Genomic DNA, 24,354 nt, shown 5'->3' on the forward strand with positions numbered 1-24,354 from the left:
CCGCCTCCCGTTATTTTCGATGTCGCTCAGGTCGATGGGATCACCTGGCTGCGGATTTCGCCGTCCGGATGCGCCGCCGTGATCAGGTTGATGTAGATCAGCCCCGCGGCCAGAGCCTTCGCCTGGTCGTCGGTGAGCGTCGCCGTTCCCTTCATCGGGCTGGCGAGATCGCCGCTGATCGTGAACAGCACCGGCGCCGTCGCGTCCTTGGCCGCCGGCCCGTGGAATTCGGCCGCGGTCACCGGCCCGCTCAGGCCGGAATAATTGATGATCCAGTTGAATTCCTTGGTCGTCGAGTCGTAGCCGGCGATCGCCGAGCCTTTGGCATCGGTCGTCACTGGCGGCACTTCGGATGCGCCGTTGAGGTGCACCCGGAAGCTCAAGAGGTCGGCAGACGCCGCCGCCGGCACAAGCACAGCGGCAGCGAGCCACGCCAGCGTGGCCAACTTCACTCCCCGTATCATTTTTATTCCCCCCTTTTTTCGTCCCGCCTCCACGAGACGAGCCGAGGCTACCCGGGGACGGCGCCGTCTTCAACGCTCGGGTGCAATCTCCTGCGCCGGCGCAAGCCCCACTTGCTGCTCGCGGAAGAAGATGAACAGGCCGGCGCCGATGATGATGGCGGCGCCGACCAGCGTCTGCACCGACGGCACGTTGCCGAAGACGAAGTAGCCGAAGATCACCGCCCACACGATCATCGTGTACTGGTAGGGCACGACGACCGAGGCCGGCGCCACGGCGAGCGAGCGGTTGACGCCGAGGATGGCGAGCAGCGCCGCCACACCGAGCAGCGCCATCAGCCCGCCGTCGTACCAGTGCGCCACCGGCACCCAGACGAACGGCGAGACGATGCCGCCGAAGATGAGACCCGCCGTCACCTGCCACGCGGCGAGCACCGAGTCCGGCGTGCCGCGCACCACCCGCGTCGTCACCAGGAAGATCGAATAGATGATGCTGCCGGTAAGCGCGATCAGCGCCGACCAGCCGAACGACAGCGCCGAGGGCCCGAGCGCGATCACCACGCCAAGGAAGCCGACCAGCACCGCCGTCCACCGCCGCCAGCCGACCTTCTCGTGCAGGAACAGCGCCGCCATCACCGTCACGTAGATCGGCCCGGCGAGGTAGTAGGTCATCGCGTCGGCGAGCGGCAGTTTCTGCACCGCCCAGTAGAACAGCATCGTCTCGATCGCGCCGATCGCGGCGCGCATCGCCTGCAGCCACGGCCGCTCGACGTCGATCAGCGAGCGCCAGCCGAGCTTGCGGATCGACGGCAGCAGGAGCAGCAGCGCCGGGATGCTGCGGAAGAACAGCATCTGCGGCGCCTGGTAGTTCGCCGCCAGCCATTTCGCCAGCGCATCGTTGAGCGAGAACAGCGCGATCGCGCCGACCATCAGGCCGATGCCGAGCGGAATGTTCTGGGCGCGGAGGTTGGTGACGGCCATTGTTATTGTTGTTCGGATTCGGGCGCGGCGCGGGCCGCTTCTGATGGCCTGCGCCCCGGCCATAGTCCAGCGGAATCGGGCCGCTTTCGGCGGTTCCGAAGCTGGATCGTTGCAGCCGCGCGCCGCCCGTGCGAAACCACTGCCGCCGCGGCCAAGAGAACCGCGGCGCACCAGGGTTTAGCGCCGATGAGCGTCGCTGAAGTCGAGAGAATCGGGAAGACCGACATCGCCGCCGGGATGGCCGCGATCGGCCGCGCCGCGCGCGAAGCCGCGCGCGTTCTGGGCCTTGCCACCACCGCCGCCAAGAATGCCGCGCTGCGCGCCGCCGCCGCGTCGATCCGCAAGAATGCGACGACGATCCTCGCGGAGAATGCGAAGGACGTCGCCGACATGCGCAAGCAGGACGTCGCGCCGTCGTTCGTCGAGCGCATGATCCTCGATGCCAAGCGCATCGAGGCGATCGCCCGCGCCGTGGAGGAAGTCGCCGCCCTGCCCGATCCCGTCGGCGCCGTCATCGCGGCGTGGGATCGCCCGAACGGCCTCCACATCGAGCGCGTGCGCACGCCGCTGGGCGTCATCGGCATCATCTACGAAAGCCGCCCGAACGTGACCGCCGACGCCAGCGCCCTCTGCCTCAAGGCCGGCAACGCCGCGATCCTGCGCGGCGGCTCCGATGCGTTCCGTTCCTCCGTCGCGATCCATCGCTGCTTCGTCGATGGCCTCACCGCCGCCGGCCTGCCCGCCGAGGCGGTGCAGCTCGTGCCGACGCGCGACCGCGCCGCCGTCGGCCAGATGCTCACCGGCCTCGACGGCACCATCGACGTGATCGTCCCGCGCGGCGGCAAGGGCCTCGTCGCCCGTGTCCAGCAGGAGGCGCGCGTGCCCGTGTTCGCGCACCTCGAGGGCGTGTGCACGGTCTACATCCACAAGGCCGCCAACCTCGCCATGGCCGAGAAGATCGTCGTCAACGCCAAGATGCGCCGCGTCTCTGTCTGCGGCGCCGCGGAGACGATGCTGGTCGACCGTGCCGTCGTCGCAACGCACCTGAAGCCGCTGGTCGAGGCGCTGCAGAAGGCCGGCTGCACGGTGCGCGGCGACGAGACGACGCGGAGCCTCGTAGCGAACGTCGTGCCCGCGACCGAGGCCGACTGGTCGACCGAGTTCCTCGACACCATCATCGCGGTAAAGGTCATCGACAACCTCGACGCCGCCATCGCGCACATCGGCCGCTATGGCTCGCACCACACCGACTCGATCGTCACCGACGACGTTGCGGCCGCAGAAAAATTCCTCGTCGAGGTCGACAGCGCCATCGTGCTGCACAATGCTTCGACCCAGTTCGCCGACGGCGGCGAGTTCGGCATGGGCGCCGAGATCGGCATCGCCACCGGCCGCATGCACGCCCGCGGCCCGGTCGGCGTCGAGCAGCTCACCAGCTTCAAATATCGCATCCACGGCGCCGGCCAGGTGAGGCCGTAGGGGCGGTGGGCAATCGGCAATCGGCAGTCGGCAGTCGGAACTCCGCTCCGCCAACGGCAATCGGCCGATTGCCGATTGCCGATTGCCGGTTGCCGGCGTTCTACCCCGGCATGCGCATCGGCCTGTTCGGCGGCTCGTTCGATCCGCCGCATGACGGCCACGTCGAGGTCAGCCGCGTCGCGCTCCGCGTGCTGCGCCTCGATCAGGTCTGGTGGCTGGTCGCGCCGCAAAATCCGCTGAAGAAGAGCGCGCCGTCGAACGACCTGCACCGGCGTATCGCCGCCGCCCGTGCGCTCATCCGCCATCCTTCGATCAAGGTTACCGGCATCGAGGCCGCGCTCGGCACGCGCTACACCGCCGAGACGCTCCGCCGCCTGCTGCCGCGGCTCCGCGGCGTCGATTGCGTGTGGATGATGGGCGCCGACAACCTGGCGAATTTCCATCGCTGGAAGGGCTGGCAGGCGATCGCCGCCTCGATCCCGATCGCGGTCTTCAACCGCCCGGGATCGGCGCTCGATGCCCTCGCCTCGCCGGCTGCGCTCAGCCTGTGGCGCGCGCGCCACGATCCCTCCGATGCCGCCGCGCTGGCCGGAAGCCCGCCGCCCGCCTGGGTTTTCCTGCCTTCGCCGCACGTTCCGATCTCCTCGACCGCGCTCCGTGCCGCGCGTCGCACGTCTTGAAAGCTTCACCGTCATACGCATATCCTGACCATGGTGCCGCGAAGCACTCGCGGACCCTTTGGCAACGTGACCGGAGAAGGGACAAAACCGCTGACAACCGCACTTCGTAGTGGGGAGATGCGTCCACGCTCGCCCCGTCTTGCGACCGCCCGCCGTGAACTTGCAGCCGCGGCCGCCATCAAGGTGGTTCTGACCAGCCTTGAAGATTCCAAAGGCGAGGAAATCGCCTCCATCGACATCACCGGAAAATCCGCCATGGCCGACTACATGGTCGTCGCCAGCGGCCGTTCCGCGCGCCATGTGGCCGCGATCGCGGACCGCCTGATCAGCGACCTGAAGGAAGCCGGCGGGGATCATTTCCGCGTCGAAGGCCTGCCGGCCGGCGACTGGGTGCTGATCGATGCCGGCGACATCATCGTCCACGTCTTCCGGCCGGAAGTGCGCGCCTTCTACAATCTCGAGAAAATGTGGCGCGCCGAGCACCCGGCGGCTCCCGTAGAGGTGTAGGCTGCTCCAGCGCTGAATTGTGACGGCGCGGGAGCGGAGCCGCCACGTCGATGCTGATTACCATTGCCGCGGTCGGCAAGATGAAGGCCGGACCGGAACGGGCGCTGTTTGAGCGCTACGTCGAGCGCACCACGGGCGTGGGACGCAGCCTCGCCCTTACCGTCGCCACTCGCGAATTCATCGAAAGCCGCTACGCCGCGGTGACCGCCCGCAAGGACCAGGAAGCCGAAGCCCTGCTCGGTGCGGTGCCCGCCGGCGGCGTACTGATCGCGCTCGACGAAGGCGGCAAGAGCCTCGACAGCCGCGCCTTCGCCGACAAGATCGCCAAGTGGCGCGACGGCGGCACGTCCGATCTCGTCTTCGCCATCGGCGGCGCCGACGGCCACGGTCCGGCCCTGCTGCAGAAAAGTGCGCTCCGCCTTGCTTTCGGCCCGATGACGTGGCCGCATCAGCTTGCCCGGATCATGCTTGCCGAACAGATCTACCGGGCCGTGACAATCCTCTCCGGCCACCCCTATCATCGCGACTGATGCGTTCCGCCCGCGCTCTCCTGCTCGCTGCCGCCCTCGCCGCCGGTGCGATGGCGGCTGCCGGCGCACAGGAATTGCCGCCGGCGGCGCCGGAAGCCGCCCCCGAGCCGACGCCGCTACCGCCTACCGCCGACGCCGATGCCCGCAAGGCCGAACTCGATGCCGTCACCCAGGACATCCAGTTGACCGCCGCGCGGCAGGCCGCGCTGAAAGCCGAGATCGACGCCCTCGACAAGGACCGCACCACCCTCAACCAGTCGCTGATCGACGGCGGCCGCGAGGTGCAGAAGCTTGAGGGCGACATCGACGCCGCAGAGGCGAGGCTGAGCGCCGTCCTCGATCAGGAGGACAAGCTCCGCGATTCGCTCGCCGCCCGCCGCGGCGTATTGGCCGAGGTGCTCGCCGCCCTGCAGCGCATGGGCCACCGCCCGCCGCCCGCCCTGCTCGTGCGGCCGGAAGATGCGCTGGCCTCGATCCACTCCGCGATTCTGCTGGGCGCCGTCGTGCCGGAACTGCGCACCGCCGCCGAGGCGCTGGCCACCGACCTCAAGCAGCTCGTCGCCGTCCGTGAAGCGAAGGAAAAGGAGCGCGACAACCTCCGCGCCAACGCCACCGCGCTCGCCGAAGGCCGCGCCAGGATCAACCTGCTGATCGCCGAACGCCAGAGCCAGCGCGACGCCTCGGCGGCGGCGCTCGACGCCGAGCAGAAGCGCGCCGGCGTCCTTGCCGACCAGGCGACCAGCCTCCGCGACCTTATCGCGCGCATGGAAGCCGAGAACGCCACCGCCAAGGCCGCGGCCGATGCCGCCAAGGCGGCTGAGCTCGCCCGCACCGAAACCGGCGATAAGCCCGCCCAATCCCTCGGCGACGCCGGACGGTTAACCCCCAAGGTCGCCTTCGCTAACACCAAGGGCCTGCTGCCGATGCCCGCCAACGGCACGGAAATCAAGGCTTTCGGCGATCCGGACGGCCTCGGCGGCACGACGCAGGGAATTTCGCTGTCGACCCGCGAGGGCGCCCAAGTCTCGTCGCCTTCCGATGGCTGGGTGGTTTACTCGGGGCCGTTCAGAAGCTACGGGCAACTCTTGATCATAAATGCCGGCGATGGCTATCATGTGCTTCTGGCGGGCATGGAACGGATAGATGTTCAGCTCGGCCAATTTGTGCTTGCCGGGGAACCCGTGGCGGTCATGGCCTCAGAGAGGCTGGCCAGTGTCGGCGCCGTGAACGTAGGCGTCACGCAGCCCGTGCTCTATATCGAATTCCGGAAGGACGGGGCGTCGATTGACCCGGCCCCATGGTGGGCCGCTTCCAACGTTGAAAAGGTAGGCGGATGATTCGCAGATTTTCGTTTCTCCTGGCCGGCGTCGCGATCGGTGCCCTGGCCACGGTTGCCGTCACGCAGGGACAGTTCCTCTCATCGACCAAGGCGGTTGCGGCAAGCTCCGACGCCTATCGCGAGCTGAACCTGTTCGGCGACGTCTTCGAGCGCGTCCGCGCCGATTACGTCGAGGTGCCGGACGACACCCAGCTCGTCGAATCGGCGATCAACGGCATGCTCGCCGGGCTCGATCCGCATTCGAGCTACATGAACGCCAAGGACTACAAGGACATGCAGGTCACCACGACCGGCAAGTTCGGCGGCCTCGGCATCCAGGTCACCATGGAGGACGGGATCATCAAGGTGATCTCGCCGATGGACGGCACGCCCGCCGCCAAGGCCGGCATCCTCGCCAACGACAAGATCATCGCGATCGACGGCGAGCAGCTCACCGGCATCACGCTCGACGCGGCCGTCGAGAAGATGCGCGGCGACATCGGCACGCCGATCACGCTGACCATCCAGCGCGGCACCGACGACAAGAAGCCGATCGACATCAAGCTGGTCCGCGCCGAGATCACGGTGCAGGCCGTCACGGGCCGCGCCGAAGGCCAGGTCATCTACGTCCGCATCGCCTCGTTCAGCGAGAACGCTTTCGACGGCCTGAAGGCGCAGATCGACAAGCTCAGCGCCCAGATCGGGCCGGACAAGGTGCAGGGCGTCATTGTCGACCTGCGCAACGACCCTGGCGGCCTGCTCGACCAGGCGATTGCCGTCTCGGACGCGTTCCTCAACGAGGGCGAGGTCGTCTCGACCCGCGGCCGGCGTGCCGACGAGACGCAGCGCTTCAACGCCCACTCCGGCGACCTCGCCAAGGGCAAGCCGGTGATCGTGCTGGTCAACGGCGGCTCCGCCTCGGCCTCCGAGATCGTCGCCGGCGCCCTGCAGGATCAGCGCCGCGCCACCATCATCGGCACGCGCTCGTTCGGCAAGGGTTCGGTGCAGACCATCGTGCCGCTCGGCAAGGATGGTGCGCTCCGCCTGACGACCGCGCGCTACTACACGCCGTCCGGCCGCTCGATCCAGGCCAAGGGCATCGAGCCCGACATCGAGGTGGTGCAGGATTTGCCGCCCGACCTCGCCGCCCAGTTCTCGGGCGAGCCGCGCGGCGAAGCGAGCCTCAAAGGCCATCTCGTCAACGACGACGAGAAGAACGGCAAGGCCGCGCAGTCGGGTTCGCTCGCCTACGTGCCGCCGGACCCGAAGGACGACAAGCAGCTCCACTACGCGCTCGATCTCCTGCGCGGGCTGCAGGTCCACGCCGCCTTCCCGCCGGACCCGAATCGCGTCATACCGAACTGAGGTAAAGAGGCGCCCCTCGCGGGCGCCTCTCCTCATCGGGACGAGCGAATCGGCGGGCCGCGGATGAAGGACGACCTGGTCAAGCCGCTCGGGCTTCAGCCCGGGCGGAAGTGGTACGAACAGCCAATTCCCCTGGCCGCCGCCGGTATCGCCGCCGTGGCCATTGTCGCGGGCGGCGCCTGGTACCTGACGCCGGCCGCCAAGGGCCCGACCGTCACCGCCACGATCGACGCGCCGCCGAAGCCCGCACCGCCCGCCGCCGACATCACCGCCTCGACCAAGCCGGCGGCCTCGACTCCGGCGCTGACCGAGATGGAGCCGACCGGCGGCCTCAGCGACCTCAACGGCGAGGTCATCATCCACGACCCGGACCACGACTCGCCGGTGCAGATCGCCTCGCTGCCCGAGCCCGGCCTCTACGAGAAGACGGATCAGGGTCCGCTGCCGCGCGTCGGCCCGAACGGCCTGCGCCCGCTCGACGCCTACTCGCGTCCCGGCATCTCGGACTCGTCGCAGGTCCGCATTGCCATCGTCGTCGGCGGCGTCGGCATCGACGCCGACGGCACCAACCGCGCCATCGACGACCTGCCCGGCGAGGTGACGCTCGCCTTCGCCCCCTACGGCGATCACCTTCCGGCCGAGACCACCGCGGCGCTGCGCGCCGGGCACGAGCTGCTGCTCCAGATTCCCCTCGAGCCGTTCAACTATCCGCAGACCAACCCCGGCACCAACACGCTGACCAGCAACGCGACGCCGGCCGAGAACCTCACCCGCCTGCACTGGTTCATGGGCCGCATCACCAACTACGTCGGCGTCGTGAATTACATGGGCGCACGCTTCACCGCCGACATCGGCCCGCTTGCGCCGGTGATGCACGAGATCGGCGAACGCGGGCTGATGTATCTCGACGACGGCACCTCGGCCCGCAGCCGCGCCGCCGAGGTCGCCGGCACGACGACGCCGTTCGTGCGCGCCGACCTCGTGCTCGACGCCGAACTCTCGGCCGAGGCGATCGACGACCGCCTCAACCAGCTCCGCGCCATCGCGCGCGAGCGCGGCTACGCCGTCGCCACCGCCACCGCCTTCCCGATCACCATCGAGCGGCTCGCCGCCTTCGCCAAGACCGCCGCCGACAAGGGCATCACCCTCGTGCCGATCAGCGCGCTTGCGGAAAACCGGTCGTGAAGAAATCCGACATCGAGAAGCTGCCCTATCGCCCGTGCGTCGGCATCGCGCTGTTCAATGCCAAGGGCCGCGTCTGGATCGGCAACCGCTCCGACAAGGACGCCGAGGGCGAAGGCGAAGGCCACTGGTGGCAGATGCCGCAGGGCGGCCTCGACGAGGGCGAGGACCCGTACAAGGCGGCGCTCCGCGAGCTCTACGAGGAAACCTCGGTCAAGAAAGTCAGCCTCCTCAAGGAGGCACGCGGCTGGCTGACCTACGACCTGCCGCCGGAACTGGTCGGCGAATCGTGGGGCGGTCGCTATCGCGGCCAGAAGCAGAAATGGTTCGCGCTCCGCTTCGAGGGCAAGGACGCCGACATCGACGTGCTCCATCCCGGCGGCGGCAAGCACAAGGCCGAATTCTCGACGTGGCGCTGGGAGAAGCTCGAGCGCCTGCCCGAGCTGATCGTGCCCTTCAAGCGCAAGGTGTATGAACAGGTGGTGGCGGCGTTCGCTTCGCTCGCCGACTGACCCGCGATCCGGGAGGGCTCCGCATGTCCCAGTCCCAGCCATCCGACACCGCTGGCGTCACCGTCCTGCCGCCGCTGGTCTACGCCGGCGGCCTCGTCGTCGGCTACATCGTTCAGTTCATCCTGCCGATCGCGGTGGCGCCGCCGACCTTCGACGTCGCCATCCGTGTGCTCGGCGTCCTGCTGGTGCTGTTCGGCGGCTACCTGATGTTCACCGCGCTCGGCCTCTTCCAGAAGGTCGGCACGCCGGTCAGCCCGCACGAGCCGACCCGGGCGCTGACCTTCGACGGCCCCTACCGCTACACGCGCAATCCGATCTACCTCGGCATGGCGCTGATCCTCGCAGGCCTCGCGCTGGTCGGCAACGCGCTGTGGCCGCTGCTCGCCGTGATCCCGGTCATCTGGTGGATCACGACGCAGGTGATCGTGCGCGAGGAGCGGTACCTCGAAGCAAAGTTCGGCGCGCCCTACGCCGATTTCAAGAAGCGCGTCCGCCGCTGGCTGTGACCGCGACCCACGTCACCATTCGCCGCCTCACCGCCGAGGACGACGCGACCTGGCTGCAAAAGCGCGTTGCGCTGTGGGCGGAGGAAGACCACGCCGAGCTGGCGCGCGAGATCGTCGGCCTTGCCACCCGCGACGACTTCGCCGCCTTCGGTGCCATGTTGGGCAACGGCCGCTGCGTCGGCTTCGTCGAGGTCGGCGCCCGCGACTACGCGGAAGGCTGCACCACCTCGCCGGTCGGCTACGTCGAGGGCCTGTGGGTGGACGAGGACGTCCGCCTGCAGGGCATCGCCCGGCGCCTCATGGAAGCCGCCGCCGACTGGTCGCGCTCGCGCGGTTACCGCGAGATGGCGTCGGACACCAACCTCGACAATACCGACTCGCAAACGATGCACGTCCGTCTGGGCTTCGCCGAGACTGACCGCATCGTCACGTTCCTGGTGAAACTGGACTGACCCCTCCCCCGCTTCCGCCGCGAAAGCGGGGCCCAGGCGCCAAACGAGAAAGCGATCCTTGTTGCGCTACCTGGATCCCCGCTTGCGCGGGGAAAGCGGAAAAGAGAAACGGCTCAAGCTGCCAATGCAGCCGCGACAACTGGCGCAACCTTCCTGCGCCGGCGCGGACTGAGCCGGCCCTGCAGGAAACGCAACACCGCGCGCTCCGCCGATTTGCCCGCACGATACGCCAGCGCGCCGTCGAGATACGCCGCGACAATCTCGGGGTGGACGTAGCACTTGCGGCAGATGGCCGGCGTGTTGCCGAGGCGGCCGGCGACTTCCTCGATCGCGGCGCGCACGTTGACCTTGGCCTCCGTCGCGCTCTCCGCCGGCTTGAACTTGAGCAGCGCCGATGCGGCTAGAACCGTGCCGGCGAAGGTGCGGAAATCTTTCGCCGTCACCTCGGCGCCGGTGATCTCGGCGAGGTAGGCGTTGACGTCCGCCGAGCCGACCGACTGCCGCTCGCCGTTCTCGTCGAGGTACTGGAACAGATGCTGGCCGGGCAGCTCCTGGCACGACTTGACGATGCGCGCGACGCGCCGGTCGTGCACGTCGAGGTGCCACATCTTGCCGCTCTTGCCCTTGAACTCGAAATGCAGCGCGCCGCCCTCGACTTCGACGTGCTTGTTGCGCAGCGTGGTCAGCCCGAAGCTGCCGTTGGTGCGCGCGTACTCGTCGTTGCCGACGCGGATCAGCGTCGTGTCGAGCAGATGCACGATGGTCGCCAGCACCTTCTCGCGCGGCAACCCCGGCCGCGCCATGTCGGCGGCGACGCGCCCGCGAATCTTTTCGATGTGCTTGCCGAATTCCAGCGTGTGCTCGTACTTGGTGCGGTCGCGCGCCGCGCGGAAGTCGGCGTGGTAGCGATACTGCTTGCGCCCGCGCTGGTCGCGTCCGGTCGCCTGGATGTGCCCGTTGGCGGCCGGCGAGATCCACACGTCCGTCCACGCCGGCGGGATCGCGAGATGGCGGATGCGGTCGAGGGTCGCCTTGTCCTTCACCGCCCTGCCGTCCGCATCGACATAGCGGAAACGGCCGCGGAACGGTTTGCGGCTGAGGCCGGGATGGTCATCGCCGAGATAACGCAGACCGTTTGCGCGGGCGTCTTCCCGGGAAGCGGCGAGGATGTCGGACATCGGAACCCCAGCGAGCGTCGCGGCCGATAACGCCGCCCGCCGCCCGCGAGTTCCGTTACATCAGGAGCGCGTCAGCGCCGCCTGGACTTCCTTGAGCTGGTTGAGCTTCAGCGCCGCCGCGTCCTTGGCCGCGCCGTCCTTGGCGTCGGCGAGGTCTTCCTCGGCGTCTTTCACTTCCTTGGCCAGCATCGCCGCATCGACTTCGTCGACCAGGATCGCCTGCTCGGCGAGGATCGTCAGGCCCGCGGCGTTGACGTCGGCGAAGCCGCCGCGCACGAAAATGCGCACGTCGCCGCCCTGGCCGCCCTTAACATCGACGACGCCTGGCCGCATGGTCGACATGAACGGCGCGTGGCCCTTGAGCACGGTGAAATAGCCCTCGGAGCCCGGCACGACCACCTCGGCGACCGGACCGGAAAGCAGGAGCTGCTCCGGTGAGACGAGTTCGAACTGGAACGGATCGGCCATCGGAAACTAAGCCCTGCGCGCGCCGACGGCGTAACCGGCGCCGATGCCGACCAGCGCACCGATCGCGGCGAAGATCGCGATGTGCTGCCACTGGCTGGAGGTCACCGGGTCGTTCGGATCGGCGGTCTGGTTGCTGGTCACGTTGAGCTCGACCGGGCCGAGCTTGATCTCGCTCGACTGCGGCCGCGTCATGAATCCGACCAACCCGCCGACGACGAGGCCGATAAGCAGCAGGATGATCTTGGTGTTCATGGGGTCTACGCCGCCTCTGCTGCGAGCTTCTTGGCCTTCTCGACCGCCTGCTCGATGGTGCCGACCATGTAGAACGCCGGCTCCGGCAGGTGATCGTAGTCGCCGGCGACAAGGCCCTTGAAGCCCTTGATGGTGTCGGTGAGTTCGACGAACACGCCCGGCGCGCCGGTGAAGACTTCGGCGACGTGGAAGGGCTGCGACAGGAAGCGCTCGACCTTGCGGGCGCGCGCGACCGTCAGCTTGTCCTCTTCCGAAAGCTCGTCCATGCCCAGGATGGCGATGATGTCCTGGAGCTGCTTGTAGCGCTGCAGCACCTGCTGCACCGAGCGGGCGACGTTGTAGTGCTCCTCGCCGACGATCGCCGCCGACAGCATGCGCGACGTCGAGTCGAGCGGATCGACCGCCGGGTAGATGCCCTTTTCGGCGATGGCGCGCGACAGGTTGGTAGTCGCGTCAAGGTGGGCGAAGGACGTCGCCGGCGCCGGGTCGGTCAAATCGTCGGCGGGCACGTAGATCGCCTGCACCGAGGTGATCGAGCCCTTCTGCGTCGTCGTGATGCGTTCCTGCATGGCGCCCATGTCGGTGGCAAGCGTCGGCTGATAGCCCACCGCCGAAGGAATACGCCCGAGGAGGGCGGAAAGTTCCGAACCCGCCTGCGTAAAGCGGAAGATATTGTCGACGAAGAACAGCACGTCCTGGCCCTGGTCGCGGAAATATTCGGCGACCGTCAGGCCCGACAGGCCGACGCGGGCGCGCGCCCCCGGCGGCTCGTTCATCTGGCCGAACACCAGCGCGCACTTGGAGCCCTCGCCGCCGCCCTTCTTGTTGACGCCGGACTCGATGAACTCGTGATAGAGGTCGTTGCCCTCGCGCGTGCGCTCGCCGACGCCGGCGAACACCGAATAGCCGCCGTGCGCCTTGGCAATGTTGTTGATCAGTTCCTGAATGATGACGGTCTTGCCGACGCCGGCGCCGCCGAACAGGCCGATCTTGCCGCCGCGCGCGTAGGGCGCGAGCAGATCGACGACCTTGATGCCGGTCACCAGGATCTGCGCTTCCGTCGACTGCTCGACGTAGGTCGGCGCCGGCTGGTGGATCGGGCGGCGCTGCTGCGTGTTGATCGGGCCGGCTTCGTCGACCGGCTCGCCGATGACGTTCATGATGCGGCCGAGCGTCTCGACGCCGACCGGAACCGCGATCGGCTCCGCCGTATCGGTGACTTCCTGGCCGCGGACGAGGCCGTCGGTCGTGTCCATCGCGATGGTGCGCACCGTGTTCTCGCCGAGGTGCTGGGCAACCTCGAGCACCAGGCGCTGGCCATTGTTCATGGTCTCCAGCGCGTTCAGGATCGCCGGGAGCTGGTCCTGGAACTGCACGTCGACGACGGCGCCGGTTACCTGCGTGATCTTTCCGGTGACGCCCTTGGCGTTGGCGGTGCTGGTGGCCATGATCATTCTTCCCTTCGGTATTCGATACTTGTCTAGAGCGCCTCGGCGCCCGAAATGATTTCGATAAGTTCCTTGGTGATCTGCGCCTGACGGCTGCGATTGTAGAGCAGCGTGTAGCGGTCGATCATGTCGCCGGCGTTGCGCGTCGCGTTGTCCATGGCGCTCATCTTGGCGCCCTGCTCCGAGGCGACGTTCTCGAGCAGCGCCCGGAATATCTGGATCGCCAGGTTGCGCGGCAGGAGGTCGGCGAGGATCGATTCCTCGTCCGGCTCGTATTCGTAGATCGCACCGCCGCCGGCAGTCGCCGGCGCCGCCGCGCTGACCTCGGCCGGGATAAGCTGGCGCGAGGTCGGCACCTGCGAGATGACCGAGCGGAACTCGGCGTAGAACAGCGTCGCGACGTCGAACTGGCCCTCGGCGAACAGCGCCAGCACGCGCACCGCGATCGCCTCGGCGTTGCTGAAGCCCATAACCTTCACCGAGCGCTGCTCGACGACGTCGATGATCTGGCTGGCGAAAAGCCGGCGAAGCGCGTCGTAGCCCTTGCGGCCGACGCAGAGGAACTTGACCGTCTTGCCGTCCGCCATCAGGCGGCGGGCATGGTCGCGCGCCATGCGCGCGATCGACGAATTGAACGCACCCGACAGGCCGCGATCGCCGGTGCAGACGACCAGCAGATGAGTCTTGTCCTGCCCCGTGCCGATCAAGAGGCGCGGCGCATCCGTGCTGCCGGTCGAGCCGGCGGCGACGTTGGCAAGCACCGCCGCCATGCGGGCGGCATAAGGCCGCGCCGCTTCCGCCGCGGCCTGCGCCTTGCGCAGCTTGGACGCCGCGACGAGTTGCATCGCCTTGGTGATCTTCTGCGTCGCCTTGACCGAGGCGATACGATTGCGAAGGGTTTTTAGGGAGGGCATGTGCCGGTCCGGCTACCTTCTCGGCTCGCTTACCCGAAGACCTTGGAGAACGACTCCGCCGCCGCCTTGAGGCGGGTACGGATGTCGTCGGTGAGCTCGCGCTTGTCGCGGATATCGTTGAGCAGCGCCAACTGATCGGTGCGCAGCAGCGAGAGGAAGCCGCGCTCGAACTCGCCGACCTTGTTGACCGGCAGCTTGTCGAGATAGCCGTTCACGCCGGCGAAGATCACCGCGACCTGCTCCTCGACCTTGAGCGGCGAGAACTGCGGCTGCTTGAGCAGCTCCGTCAGGCGGGCGCCGCGATTGAGCAGGCGCTGCGTCGCGGCGTCGAGGTCGGAGCCGAACTGCGCGAAGGCCGCCATCTCGCGATACTGCGACAGTTCGCCCTTGATCGAGCCGGCAACCTGCTTCATCGCCTTGATCTGCGCGGCCGAGCCGACGCGCGACACCGAGATGCCGACGTTCACCGCCGGGCGGATGCCCTGGAAGAAGAGATCGGTCTCGAGGAAGATCTGGCCATCGGTGATCGAGATGACGTTGGTCGGGATATAGGCCGAAACGTCGTTGGCCTGCGTCTCGATGATCGGCAGCGCCGTCAGCGAGCCCGAGCCGTTGTCCTTGTTGAGCTTGGCGGCGCGCTCGAGCAGGCGCGAGTGGAGATAGAACACGTCGCCCGGGTAGGCTTCGCGGCCCGGCGGACGGCGGAGCAAGAGCGACATCTGGCGGTAGGCGACGGCCTGCTTCGACAGATCGTCGTAGATGATCAGGGCATGCATGCCGTTGTCGCGGAAGTATTCGCCCATCGTGCAGCCCGACATCGGCGCCAGGAACTGCATCGGCGCCGGATCGGAAGCGGTGGCGGCGACGATGATCGAATATTCGAGCGCGCCGTTCTCTTCGAGCACCTTGACGAACTGCGCGACGGTGGAACGCTTCTGGCCGATGGCGACGTAGACGCAATAGAGCTTCTGGCTCTCGTCGCCCGACGCGTTGATCGTCTTCTGGTTCAGGATGGCGTCGAGCGCCACCGCGGTCTTGCCGGTCTGGCGGTCGCCGATGATCAGCTCGCGCTGGCCGCGGCCGACCGGGATAAGCGCGTCGATGGCCTTGAGGCCGGTCTGCATCGGCTCGTGCACCGAGCGGCGCGGAATGATGCCCGGCGCCTTGACGTCGACGCGCTTGCGCTCGGTCGATACGATCGGGCCCTTGCCGTCGATCGGGTTGCCGAGGGCGTCGACGACGCGGCCGAGCAGGCCCTTGCCGACCGGCACGTCGACGATCGAGCCGGTGCGCTTGACCGTGTCGCCTTCCTTGATGTCGCGGTCGTTGCCGAAGATGACGACGCCGACGTTGTCGTTCTCGAGGTTGAGCGCCATGCCGCGAATGCCGCCGGGGAACTCGACCATCTCGCCGGCCTGGACGTTGTCGAGGCCGTAGATGCGGGCGATGCCGTCACCGACCGACAGGACCTGGCCGACTTCGGAGACTTCCGCCTCCTTGCCGAAATTCTTGATCTGATCCTTGAGGATCGCGGAAATTTCTGCGGCCCGGATTTCCATCAGCCGACCTCTTTCATGGCGAGTTTGAGCGAATTCAATTTGGTGCGGAGCGATCCATCGATCATGCGGCTGCCGACCTTCACGATCAGCCCGCCGATCAATGACGGATCGACATGGGTAGCAAGAGTGATGTCCTTGCCGAGCGATGCCTTCAGCGCCGCCTTGAGTTCGGCGACGTGGGTATCCGACAGCGGCTCGGCGCTGGTGACTTCGGCAGCAACTTCGCCGCGCTGCCTGGCGGCAAGCTGCTTGAAGCCGGTGATGATTTCGGGAACCACGAACAGGCGGCGATTGCCGGCCGCGACCTTGATCAGGTTGGCGACCATGCCGCCGATCTGGTCCCTGGAAAGGATCGCGTCGATGGCGCGGAGCTGCTCGCTGGCGGAGAAGACCGGGCTGCGAACCAGCCGCTTGAGGTCGGGACTTTCCTCGATGAGGGCAGCGAAACGATCGAGGTCGGCCTCGATCGCGGGAAGCGCCTTTTCATCGACCGCGAGCTCGAAAAGCGCATTGGCGTAGCGCTGTGCGACCCCTGATACGTTGGACGTGCTGGCAGCCACCCTTACCCCTAACCCTCGGACATCCCTGGGCCTCCATCTGCGGAGGTCCGGCCCATCGTCACAAGGCCTTGAACGGATTGGTTTTTCGGGCCGGCCAGCCGCGCGACTTTCCGCGCCCGAGAATTGGGGGTTCGCTTAGCATACGCGATGGTGTGGAGCAATACGGCGAAGTCCCTAAACGCCTACGCTACCGGAGGAAATTCGGGCCTGTTGCGAGCACGCGTTTGACGTGTAGTCTTGCGCCGCGGCGTGTTTCGAGTACGGGCGATGCTTGAGAACATCATCAGCATTGGCTCCGCCGCCATCGGCGTCGGCGGCAGCGCCGCTTCGATCTATTCGGCCGTGTCGGCAATCGCCACCGGCAAATTCCAGAACCAGGTGCTGAGCCTGCTGGCGCCAAAGCACAAAGTCGTTCGCCTCAACGAGCACATCTTGTGGGCGCCGGAGAGCGCACCATTTGTGGCGCCCGGCGCAAAACAGCTCGACCCTCGCGTTATGCTGCGGAGCCTGGAACGCGCGCAGCAGATATTGAAGCAGGACATCATTACCTCCGGCGTGCTGGCTTCTCCGGATGAATTGCTGCGCCAGTTCAATCTCAATCCCAAAGACTGCCTGGTGGGAATCGAGCCGCTGCAGACATTGCGAAGCGGGCGCTCGCCGGACTGGGCGCCTGTCCTATTCTCCAAAGACGGTGTCCCGTACATTGGATGGCAAAAAGTTGGGATGCTCCGGACCATTCTTGGATTCGAATTTTCCGGTGACGCCGAGGCGTGGATCCGACCGCAGCTCACGGTCGCGCCGGCCGCGCCGCCTGCCTCAACGCCGTCGCGATTGCCGAAGTTAAAATCCTCCACGCAGGGCGGCAAAAAACGGAAGCCGCCGCACCGCCGCTAGAGGAAACTCTGCGGGTCGATGTCGACCTGCACCTTGAGGTCGGCGCGGGGTTTCGGAGCGGCTGCAAGCCAGGCGCGAATGTACACCTGCAGGTTCGCGCTCCGCGGTGCCTGGACCAGCAGGCGAAAGCGGTGGCGGCCGCGGATCACCGCCAGCGGCGCCTCGGCCGGACCAAGCACCATCACCGCGTCGTCGACCGGCGCGGCGCGGCGGATCGCCGAGGCGAAAGCAAAACTGTCGGCGCGGGTGAAGGCCGAGACGATGATCGAGGCGAGGCGCCCGAACGGCGGCAGGGCGGCAGAGCGGCGCTCGGCGATCTCGCGGGCGTAGAAGGCTTCGCGGTCGCCGGCGACGATGGCGCGCATCACCGGATGCTCCGGCGCCCAGGTCTGGAGATAGGCGTGGCTGGCGCCGCCGGCGCGCCCCGCCCGTCCCGTCACCTGCGACAGAAGCTGGAAGGTGCGCTCGGCGGCGCGGAGGTCGCCGTGCGCCAAGCCGAGATCGGCGTCGACCACGCCGATCACGGAGAGGAGCGGGAAGTTGTGGCCCTTGGCGACCAACTGCGTGCCGATGACGATGTCGAATTCGCCGCGCGCGATTGCGGCAAGTTCCTCGCGCATGCGCTGGACGCCGCCGAGCATGTCGCTCGACAGCGCGATAGCCTTAGCGTCGGGAAAACGCTGACCGACTTCCTCCGCCAGCCGCTCGATGCCGGGACCGACCGCGGTCAGCGTATCGGCGTTGTCGCAGCTCGGGCACACTTTCGGCCGCGGTTCGGAGTGGCCGCAGTGATGGCAGAGGAGCACGCCGCGGAAGCGATGCTCGACCAGCCACGTCGAGCAGTTGGGGCACTGGAAACGATGGCCGCAGGTGCGGCAGAGCGTCAGCGGCGCGTAGCCGCGCCGGTTGAGAAACAGCAGCGCCTGCTGCTTGGCGGCCAGCGCCTCGCCGATCGCTGCAGTGAGCGGCGGCGAGATGAACCGGCCGCGCTCCGGCTGCTCCTTGCGCAGATCGACGGCGTGGATCGCCGGCAGCGCCGCGTCGAGGTAGCGGTTGGGCAGCACGATGCGGCGGTAGCGGCCGGCGTCGGCGTTGACGCGCGACTCGACCGACGGTGTCGCCGACGACAGCACGACCGGGAAGCCGGCGAGGTGGGCGCGCACCACCGCCATGTCGCGCGCGTTGTAGATGGCGCCTTCCTCCTGCTTGTAGGCGAGGTCGTGCTCCTCATCGACGACGATGAGACCCAGATCGCGGAACGGCAGGAACAGGGCCGACCGCGCGCCGACGACGACGCGCACGCTGCCGTCCGACACGCCGCGCCAGACGCGCTCGCGCGCCTTCGGCCCCGCCTCCGAGTGCCATTCGGCCGGCCGCGTGCCGAAGCGATGCTCGAAGCGCGCCAGGAACTCAGCGGTGAGCGCAATTTCCGGCAGGAGCACCAGCGCCTGTTTTCCCGATCGCAGGGCCGCGGCGACGGCCTCGAAATAGACCTCGGTCTTGCCCGAGCCGGTGACGCCGTCGATCAGCGACACGGAGTAGCCGCCGCTCGCGACCGCCTCGCGGAGCGACGCCGCGCCGGCTTCCTGCGCCTCCGACAGCACCGGCGTCGCGTAATCGGGATTCGGAGCGACCGGCGCCGGCGCTCCCGGCAGCATCACGATTTCCAGCGTGCCGGTGTCGATGAGGCCCTGCACCACGGACGAGGTGACGCCGGCCGCCGCCGCGAGCTGCGACTTGGTCCAGCTCGGCCCTTCCTCGTCGGCAACGGCGAGCACCCGGTCCCGCGCCGCCGTCATCCGCTCCGGCGGCGGACCGGCGCGGCGCACGCCCGGCACCGGCGGCTCCGGCGACAGCGCCCCGGTTGAGCGCAGCACCATCCGCAGGACCATGCCGCGGGAGGTCAGTGTGTAGTCCGCCACCCAGTCGACGAATTTGCGTATCTCGGCCGAAAGCGGCGGCGCCTCGAAAGTGCCGGTGATCGGCCTCAGCCGGTTGTGCCCGATCTCCGGATCGGCCGGATCGTCCCAGATCACGCCGACAGTGTTACGTGTGCCCAGCGGCACCTCGACGATACTGCCCACTTCCACATCGGCCGGAGCGCGATAGGTATAGGGCGCGGCGACCGCCACCGGCACCAGCACTGATACGGTCTTGTCGCCGGCCACGGACGTGAAACGAATCTCTAAGGTTGATAGGGCGGAACGCTGACGATGGCCCCGCTTTGGGCTAAAGGAAAGGCCGCTCCCGCCCGGCCGGATTCCTTGGCCGGCATATAGGAACTTCCATCATGAAATTCTTCATCGACGGCGCCGACGTGAACGAAATCCGCGAACTCGCGGCGACCGGCATGGTCGACGGCGTCACCACCAACCCGACGCTCGTCGCCAAGACCGGCCGCCCGATCCGCGACGTCATCGCCGATATCTGCGCCATCGTCCCCGGCCCGGTGTCGGCGGAGGTGACCGCCACCGACTACGACGGCATGCTGAAGCAGGCGGCGACGCTTTCGGCCATCGCCAAGAACGTCACCATAAAGGTGCCGCTCACCTGGGACGGCCTGCGCGCCTGCCGCGCGCTCACCGGCGAAGGCAAGATGGTCAACGTCACGCTCTGCTTCGACTCGAACCAGGCGCTGCTCGCCGCCAAGGCCGGCGCGACGTTCATCTCTCCCTTCGTCGGCCGCCTCGACGACATCGGCTACGAGGGCATGGATCTCGTCCGCGAGATCCGTCAGGTCTACGACAACTATCCGCATTTCAAGACCGAGATCCTCGCCGCCTCGATGCGCTCGCCGCTGCACGTCAAGGCCGCCTCGATGGCCGGCGCCGACGTCGCGACGATGCCGGCGGCGCTGATCAAGTCGCTGACCAAGCATCCGCTGACCGAAAGCGGGCTGGCGACGTTCCTTGCGGATTGGAAGAAAACGGGCATGTCGATCGACTAGGCCCTGGTCTGGAGGGATGCTCGCCCGCGGCGGCGTCCCTTTACTGTCATCCTTCGGCGAGGCCGCAGGCCTCGACCGGAGGACCACTCTCCTTCTGCACCGATTGCATTTGCTGAAACTGGTCCTCCGGTCGGCGCTCCGCGCCGCCGAAGGATGACAGCGTGGGGGAGGAAGCGGCGCGAGCGTTGACGGGTGAGAGCACGGCTTCTCCTTCTCGCGACGCATCCGCGCCCGAGCTTTGATCCTTCCTGCATTCCCCCCCCGGGAAAAATCCGAGGGGTGGCGGGCGCCCGGCTGGTGCCAGGCGGGTAGTCCGCGTTTCATGGGCGCCTTCCGGGCGCCCGCCGCGGCGATTTTTGGCTTCCCCTTTCCGTGCTCGGGCCATCTGTGGGAAGGCGGGGTCCATTCTCTTGCAACCCCATCCACGAACTTCCCCCGCCGGCGAGAACGAGCGTGGCTGCTCCCGGACATTGGCGTCCAGGCCCGCTGAGGGCTCGCCTCGTTTTACCCCGGCGGCTGTCCCACGGTCCGATTACCCGGCCTCTCGGCCTTGACGGGGACCGGTCATAGTGCCGGCCGACGGAACGAGGCGCCTCCCGACGACGATGGTGCGACCCATCGGCGGCGGGCGCCGCATCCCCACTCCGCACCACGACGCCTCGAGTTGCGCCCTCGGGTGAGCAGGGATGGGACGGAGTTTCTCATGCGGGCTGGAGGCGGGAATAACTTTGGTGGCTGTCCCCGGTTCGTCACCCCGGCGAAAGCCGGTGTCCAGTGTGCGGCGGGAGAGTCGGCGCCCATTGCTGGATACGCACGCGTGGCCAGACTCACGCTGGATTCCGGCTTTCGCCGGAATGACGGGAGGCGGGAGCAGCCGGCGCTATACCGCCGATAGCGCATGTTGAACGACACCCCTCCCCAAAACCGCTTTCGCGGTTTTGGCCCTCCCACAAGGGGAGGGCTCAAGCGGAGTTTGTTGGAACGCGGTGTTTCACCAAGGACGAACCCTCCCCTTGCGGGAGGGTCAAAACGCCGAAGGCGTTTTGGGGAGGGGTGTCTTTCCTCCTCTCGGCGGACGGCAAAGGGATTAACCCCGCCTTCACCGGAACGGGCGCGGACTGATCCTTATGCCCGACGCCGAAATCCTGACCATTGCCCAGCCCGATCTGCTCGACGCCGTGTCGCGCTGGCGGAAGCATCTGTCGGGCGAGCGGCGGCTTTCGCCGAAGACGCTGGAGGCGTACTCGCGCGACGCCGGGCAGTTCCTCCGCTTCCTCACGACGCATCTCGCCGGCGCGCCGAAGCTTGCCGACCTCAAGGCGCTGACGACCACCGACATCCGCGCCTTCATGGCGTCGCGCCGCAACGACGGCGCCGGATCGCGGACGCTGGCGCGCGGCATTGCCGGCATTCGCTCGCTGGTCCGCTTCCTCGAGAAGGAAGGCGCCGCCAACGGCGCCGCGCTGCGCGCCATCCGCCCGCCGCGGCCGAAGAAATCGCTGCCGAAGCCGCTGTCGCCGGCCGCCGCGCTGCAGGTGGTCGACGCTGTAAACAGCCTCGACGAGGAGCCGTGGATCGCGGCGCGCGATGCCGCTGTGCTGGCGCTGCTCTACGGCGCCGGTCTGCGCATCTCCGAGGCGCTCGGCCTGAAGCGCCGCGATGCGCCGGCCGGCGGCACGACCACGCTGCGCATTCGCGGCAAGGGCGGCAAGGAACGCGTCGTGCCGGTGCTGCCGGTGATCGCCGACGCCGTCGCCGCCTATCTCGCGGTCTGCCCCTACGTCACCGCACCGGACGCGCCGCTGTTCGTCGGCGCCAAGGGCGGGCCGCTGTCGCCGCGCATCGTGCAGCGCACGCTGGAGCGCATGCGCGGCGCGCTCGGCCTGCCCGAGACGGCGACGCCGCACGCGCTCCGCCATTCGTTCGCGACGCACCTGCTGGCGAACGGCGGCGATCTCCGCACCATCCAGGAACTGCTCGGCCACGCCAGCTTGTCGACGACGCAGATCTACACGGAAGTCGACACCGACCGGCTGATGGCGGTGTATCGCTCGGCCCACCCGCGCGCGTAGTTACTGCCCGAGCGCCGCCAGCGCCCGCGTCACGACCTCGCCGACCGGCACGTCGATCGACACGGTCACGGCGCGCTCGTCGGCCGCCGGCCGCTCCAGCGTCGCCAACTGGCTGTCGAGCAGGCTCGGCGGCATGAAGTGGCCGCGGCGGTTGCCGATGCGCTCGCGCAGCGTCTCGACCGAGCCGTCGAGGAACACAAACTCGACCGGATGGCCGGCGGCCTTGACGATGCGGTCGCGATAGGCCCGCTTCAGCGCCGAGCACGCCACGACGATGCCCTCCGGCGCCGCGTCGTGGATCGCACGACCGATGGCGTCGAGCCACGGCCAGCGGTCGTCGTCGTTGAGCGGGATGCCGGCCGACATCTTGGCGATATTGGCGGGCGGGTGGAATTCGTCGGCGTCGCGGAAGCGGACGCCCAGCCGGCGCCCCATCTCCTCCCCGACACTGGTCTTGCCGCTGCCGGCGACCCCCATGACGACGATCGCCATCCGCCCCTTCCCTGCGCTCATCGGGCAATCCATAGCCGCCGCGGGCGGCGGTTGCCAGTGGCCGGCCGGGTGCGGAATATCGCCGGTTTCAGAAATGGATAGGCTTGGTCCAGGCCGCGAAGGCCGCCTCGCGCACGGCTTCCGACAGCGTCGGATGCGCATGGCTGATGCGCGCCAGGTCTTCCGCGGCGCCGGCGAATTCCATCAGCACGCCGATCTCGGCGATCAGCTCGCCGGCGAACGGCCCGATGATGTGGCCGCCGAGCACGCGGTCGGTCGCGGCATCGGCGAGGATCTTCACGAAGCCGTCCTTCTCGCCCATGGCGCGGGCGCGGGCATTGGCCGAGAACGGGAACTTGCCGGCGCGATACTCGATGCCCGCCGCCTTCAGTTCCTCCTCCGTCTTGCCGACCGAGGCGATCTCCGGATGCGTGTAGACCACGGCGGGGATGGTGCCGTAGTCGACATGGCCGTGCTGGCCGGCGGCGATCTCGGCGATGGCGACGCCCTCGTCCTCCGCCTTGTGCGCCAGCATCGGGCCGCGGATGGCGTCGCCGATGGCGTAGATGCCGGACACGCTGGTCTGGAAATTTTCGTCGACCGTGACGCGGCCGCGCTCGTCGCGCGTGACGCCGATGGCTTCCAGACCGAGGCCCTCGGTGTAGGCGCGCCGGCCGATCGCCACCAGCACGATGTCGGCATCGAGCGTCTCGGCGGCGCCGCCCGCGGCCGGCTCGACGTTGACCTTCAGCGTCTTGCCCTTCTTGTCCACCGACGCGACCTTGGACGACAGCTTGAAGGCGATGCCCTGGCGCGTGAGGATGCGCTGCGTCTGCTTGGCGACCTCGCCGTCCATGCCGGGCAGGACGCGGTCGAGAAACTCGACCACGGTCACCTCGGAGCCGAGCCGCCGCCACACCGAGCCGAGCTCCAGCCCGATGACGCCGGCGCCGACGACCACCAGCCGCGCCGGCACTTGCGCCAGCGTCAGCGCGCCGGTCGAGGTGACGATGCGCTGCTCGTCGATCTCGACGCCCTTGAGCGGCATCGACTCGGAGCCGGTGGCGATGACGATGGTCTTCGCCTCGATCGTCTCGACCTTGCCGTCGCTCGCCGTCACGTTGATCCTGCCGGGCGCGGGGATCGAGCCGACGCCGATGAAGGCATCGATCTTGTTCTTCTTGAACAGGAACGCGACGCCGGACGTGTTCGCCTCGACGACGGAATCCTTGTGCGCCTGCATCGCCTTCAGGTCGAGCTTGGGCGTACCGACCTTGATGCCGAAATTCTCGAAGCGCTCGCCGGCTTCCTCGAACAGGTCCGAGGTGTGCAGCAGTGCCTTCGACGGGATGCAGCCGACGTTGAGGCAGGTGCCGCCGAACGTCGCCATCTTCTCGACGACGGCGACCTTGAGGCCGAGCTGCGCCGCCTTGATCGCCGCGACGTAGCCGCCGGGGCCCGAGCCGATGACGGCGAAATCATAGGTGGATGCCAAGGCCGCATGTCTCCGTGAAGTCCGCGAGCGAACAAATAGACGCTTCGCCCGGCCCTGTCAGCGCCCGATTGGCGCATGGCTGGTTTTCGTCCGGGCGCCGTC

At 67.9% G+C, this 24,354-nt stretch carries 25 protein-coding genes; 13 read left to right on the top strand and 12 right to left on the bottom strand.

The window, feature by feature from the left end; translation table 11 throughout:
* Positions 1-26: 26 nt before the first annotated feature.
* Together WDM94_00360 and WDM94_00365 are read right to left on the bottom strand one after the other, a co-directional pair.
* On the bottom strand, positions 27-452 hold the full coding sequence (locus WDM94_00360) for a CHRD domain-containing protein (GenBank protein ID MEJ0011079.1): 426 nt from the start codon (positions 450-452) through the stop codon (positions 27-29).
* Positions 453-533: 81 nt separating this feature from the next.
* Positions 534-1,442 carry a DMT family transporter gene (locus WDM94_00365; protein MEJ0011080.1) on the bottom strand — a complete coding sequence of 303 codons (909 nt, stop codon included), beginning with the start codon at positions 1,440-1,442 and terminating at the stop codon, positions 534-536.
* A 186-nt stretch (positions 1,443-1,628) separates the two neighbouring features.
* On the opposite strand from WDM94_00365, the gene WDM94_00370 reads away from it, so the two are divergent.
* The 10 genes from WDM94_00370 (at position 1,629) to aac(6') (ending at position 9,973) form a co-directional block, all read left to right on the top strand.
* Positions 1,629-2,921 carry a glutamate-5-semialdehyde dehydrogenase gene (locus WDM94_00370; protein ID MEJ0011081.1) on the top strand — a complete coding sequence of 431 codons (1,293 nt, stop codon included), beginning with the start codon at positions 1,629-1,631 and terminating at the stop codon, positions 2,919-2,921.
* A 59-nt stretch (positions 2,922-2,980) separates the two neighbouring features.
* The gene (locus WDM94_00375) at positions 2,981-3,601 is read left to right on the top strand and encodes a nicotinate-nucleotide adenylyltransferase (protein ID MEJ0011082.1); all 621 of its coding nucleotides are present in this window, start codon (positions 2,981-2,983) and stop codon (positions 3,599-3,601) included.
* Positions 3,602-3,718: 117 nt separating this feature from the next.
* The gene (gene rsfS / locus WDM94_00380; protein ID MEJ0011083.1) at positions 3,719-4,108 is read left to right on the top strand and encodes a ribosome silencing factor; all 390 of its coding nucleotides are present in this window, start codon (positions 3,719-3,721) and stop codon (positions 4,106-4,108) included.
* Between the two features lie 50 nt (positions 4,109-4,158).
* Positions 4,159-4,638 (top strand): 23S rRNA (pseudouridine(1915)-N(3))-methyltransferase RlmH, encoded by a 480-nt coding sequence (rlmH, locus tag WDM94_00385; GenBank protein MEJ0011084.1) that lies wholly within the window; start codon positions 4,159-4,161, stop codon positions 4,636-4,638.
* On the top strand, positions 4,638-5,975 hold the full coding sequence (locus WDM94_00390) for a peptidoglycan DD-metalloendopeptidase family protein (GenBank protein MEJ0011085.1): 1,338 nt from the start codon (positions 4,638-4,640) through the stop codon (positions 5,973-5,975). The genes rlmH and WDM94_00390 overlap by 1 nt, the downstream gene beginning before the upstream one ends.
* Positions 5,972-7,321, top strand: a complete 1,350-nt coding sequence (locus tag WDM94_00395) for a S41 family peptidase (protein ID MEJ0011086.1) — start codon at positions 5,972-5,974, stop codon at positions 7,319-7,321. Before WDM94_00390 ends, WDM94_00395 begins: the two co-directional genes overlap by 4 nt.
* Before the next feature lie 63 nt (positions 7,322-7,384).
* Positions 7,385-8,506 (top strand): divergent polysaccharide deacetylase family protein, encoded by a 1,122-nt coding sequence (locus WDM94_00400; GenBank protein MEJ0011087.1) that lies wholly within the window; start codon positions 7,385-7,387, stop codon positions 8,504-8,506.
* On the top strand, positions 8,503-9,015 hold the full coding sequence (locus tag WDM94_00405; GenBank protein ID MEJ0011088.1) for an RNA pyrophosphohydrolase: 513 nt from the start codon (positions 8,503-8,505) through the stop codon (positions 9,013-9,015). The genes WDM94_00400 and WDM94_00405 overlap by 4 nt, the downstream gene beginning before the upstream one ends.
* 23 nt (positions 9,016-9,038) lie before the next feature.
* Entirely contained in the window at positions 9,039-9,521 is a 483-nt protein-coding gene (locus WDM94_00410; GenBank protein MEJ0011089.1) for an isoprenylcysteine carboxylmethyltransferase family protein, read from the top strand.
* Positions 9,518-9,973: an aminoglycoside 6'-N-acetyltransferase gene (aac(6'), locus tag WDM94_00415; GenBank protein ID MEJ0011090.1), complete on the top strand. Its 456-nt coding sequence runs from the start codon at positions 9,518-9,520 to the stop codon at positions 9,971-9,973. The genes WDM94_00410 and aac(6') overlap by 4 nt, the downstream gene beginning before the upstream one ends.
* 113 nt (positions 9,974-10,086) lie before the next feature.
* Here the strand turns inward: aac(6') and WDM94_00420 are convergent, their stop codons facing one another.
* From WDM94_00420 to WDM94_00450, 7 genes are read right to left on the bottom strand one after another with little or no spacing between them, the layout of a single operon-like run.
* Positions 10,087-11,151, bottom strand: coding sequence for a DNA topoisomerase IB (locus WDM94_00420; GenBank protein ID MEJ0011091.1), 1,065 nt, complete (start codon positions 11,149-11,151; stop codon positions 10,087-10,089).
* A 60-nt stretch (positions 11,152-11,211) separates the two neighbouring features.
* Positions 11,212-11,619: a F0F1 ATP synthase subunit epsilon gene (locus WDM94_00425; GenBank protein ID MEJ0011092.1), complete on the bottom strand. Its 408-nt coding sequence runs from the start codon at positions 11,617-11,619 to the stop codon at positions 11,212-11,214.
* A gap of 6 nt (positions 11,620-11,625) precedes the next feature.
* Positions 11,626-11,871 carry a hypothetical protein gene (locus WDM94_00430; GenBank protein ID MEJ0011093.1) on the bottom strand — a complete coding sequence of 82 codons (246 nt, stop codon included), beginning with the start codon at positions 11,869-11,871 and terminating at the stop codon, positions 11,626-11,628.
* Between the two features lie 5 nt (positions 11,872-11,876).
* A complete protein-coding gene (gene atpD, locus WDM94_00435) occupies positions 11,877-13,325 on the bottom strand; it encodes a F0F1 ATP synthase subunit beta (protein MEJ0011094.1) in 1,449 nt (482 codons plus the stop codon).
* Between the two features lie 26 nt (positions 13,326-13,351).
* Positions 13,352-14,233 (bottom strand): F0F1 ATP synthase subunit gamma, encoded by an 882-nt coding sequence (locus WDM94_00440; protein MEJ0011095.1) that lies wholly within the window; start codon positions 14,231-14,233, stop codon positions 13,352-13,354.
* Between the two features lie 29 nt (positions 14,234-14,262).
* Positions 14,263-15,792, bottom strand: a complete 1,530-nt coding sequence (gene atpA / locus WDM94_00445) for a F0F1 ATP synthase subunit alpha (protein ID MEJ0011096.1) — start codon at positions 15,790-15,792, stop codon at positions 14,263-14,265.
* Complete coding sequence (locus WDM94_00450; GenBank protein MEJ0011097.1) at positions 15,792-16,352, bottom strand: F0F1 ATP synthase subunit delta; 561 nt, start codon at positions 16,350-16,352, stop codon at positions 15,792-15,794. The genes atpA and WDM94_00450 overlap by 1 nt, the downstream gene beginning before the upstream one ends.
* A 267-nt stretch (positions 16,353-16,619) precedes the next feature.
* Here WDM94_00450 and WDM94_00455 point away from each other — a divergent pair, with 267 nt between their 5' ends.
* Entirely contained in the window at positions 16,620-17,246 is a 627-nt protein-coding gene (locus tag WDM94_00455) for a hypothetical protein (protein MEJ0011098.1), read from the top strand.
* Here the strand turns inward: WDM94_00455 and WDM94_00460 are convergent.
* Positions 17,243-19,414 carry a primosomal protein N' gene (locus WDM94_00460; protein MEJ0011099.1) on the bottom strand — a complete coding sequence of 724 codons (2,172 nt, stop codon included), beginning with the start codon at positions 19,412-19,414 and terminating at the stop codon, positions 17,243-17,245. The two genes, WDM94_00455 and WDM94_00460, sit on opposite strands and share 4 nt — an antisense overlap.
* Before the next feature lie 122 nt (positions 19,415-19,536).
* On the opposite strand from WDM94_00460, the gene fsa reads away from it, so the two are divergent.
* Positions 19,537-20,193 (top strand): fructose-6-phosphate aldolase, encoded by a 657-nt coding sequence (gene fsa, locus WDM94_00465; protein ID MEJ0011100.1) that lies wholly within the window; start codon positions 19,537-19,539, stop codon positions 20,191-20,193.
* 1,127 nt (positions 20,194-21,320) lie between these two features.
* On the top strand, positions 21,321-22,265 hold the full coding sequence (locus WDM94_00470) for a tyrosine recombinase XerC (protein ID MEJ0011101.1): 945 nt from the start codon (positions 21,321-21,323) through the stop codon (positions 22,263-22,265).
* Here the strand turns inward: WDM94_00470 and WDM94_00475 are convergent, their stop codons facing one another.
* On the bottom strand, positions 22,266-22,778 hold the full coding sequence (locus tag WDM94_00475; GenBank protein ID MEJ0011102.1) for a gluconokinase: 513 nt from the start codon (positions 22,776-22,778) through the stop codon (positions 22,266-22,268). It abuts the gene before it with no gap.
* Between the two features lie 67 nt (positions 22,779-22,845).
* Positions 22,846-24,252: a dihydrolipoyl dehydrogenase gene (gene lpdA / locus WDM94_00480; protein ID MEJ0011103.1), complete on the bottom strand. Its 1,407-nt coding sequence runs from the start codon at positions 24,250-24,252 to the stop codon at positions 22,846-22,848.
* Between the last annotated feature and the right edge of the window lie 102 nt (positions 24,253-24,354).

The sequence above is a fragment of the Bauldia sp. genome (genome assembly GCA_037200845.1).
Classification (GTDB): Bacteria; Pseudomonadota; Alphaproteobacteria; order Rhizobiales; family Kaistiaceae; genus DASZQY01.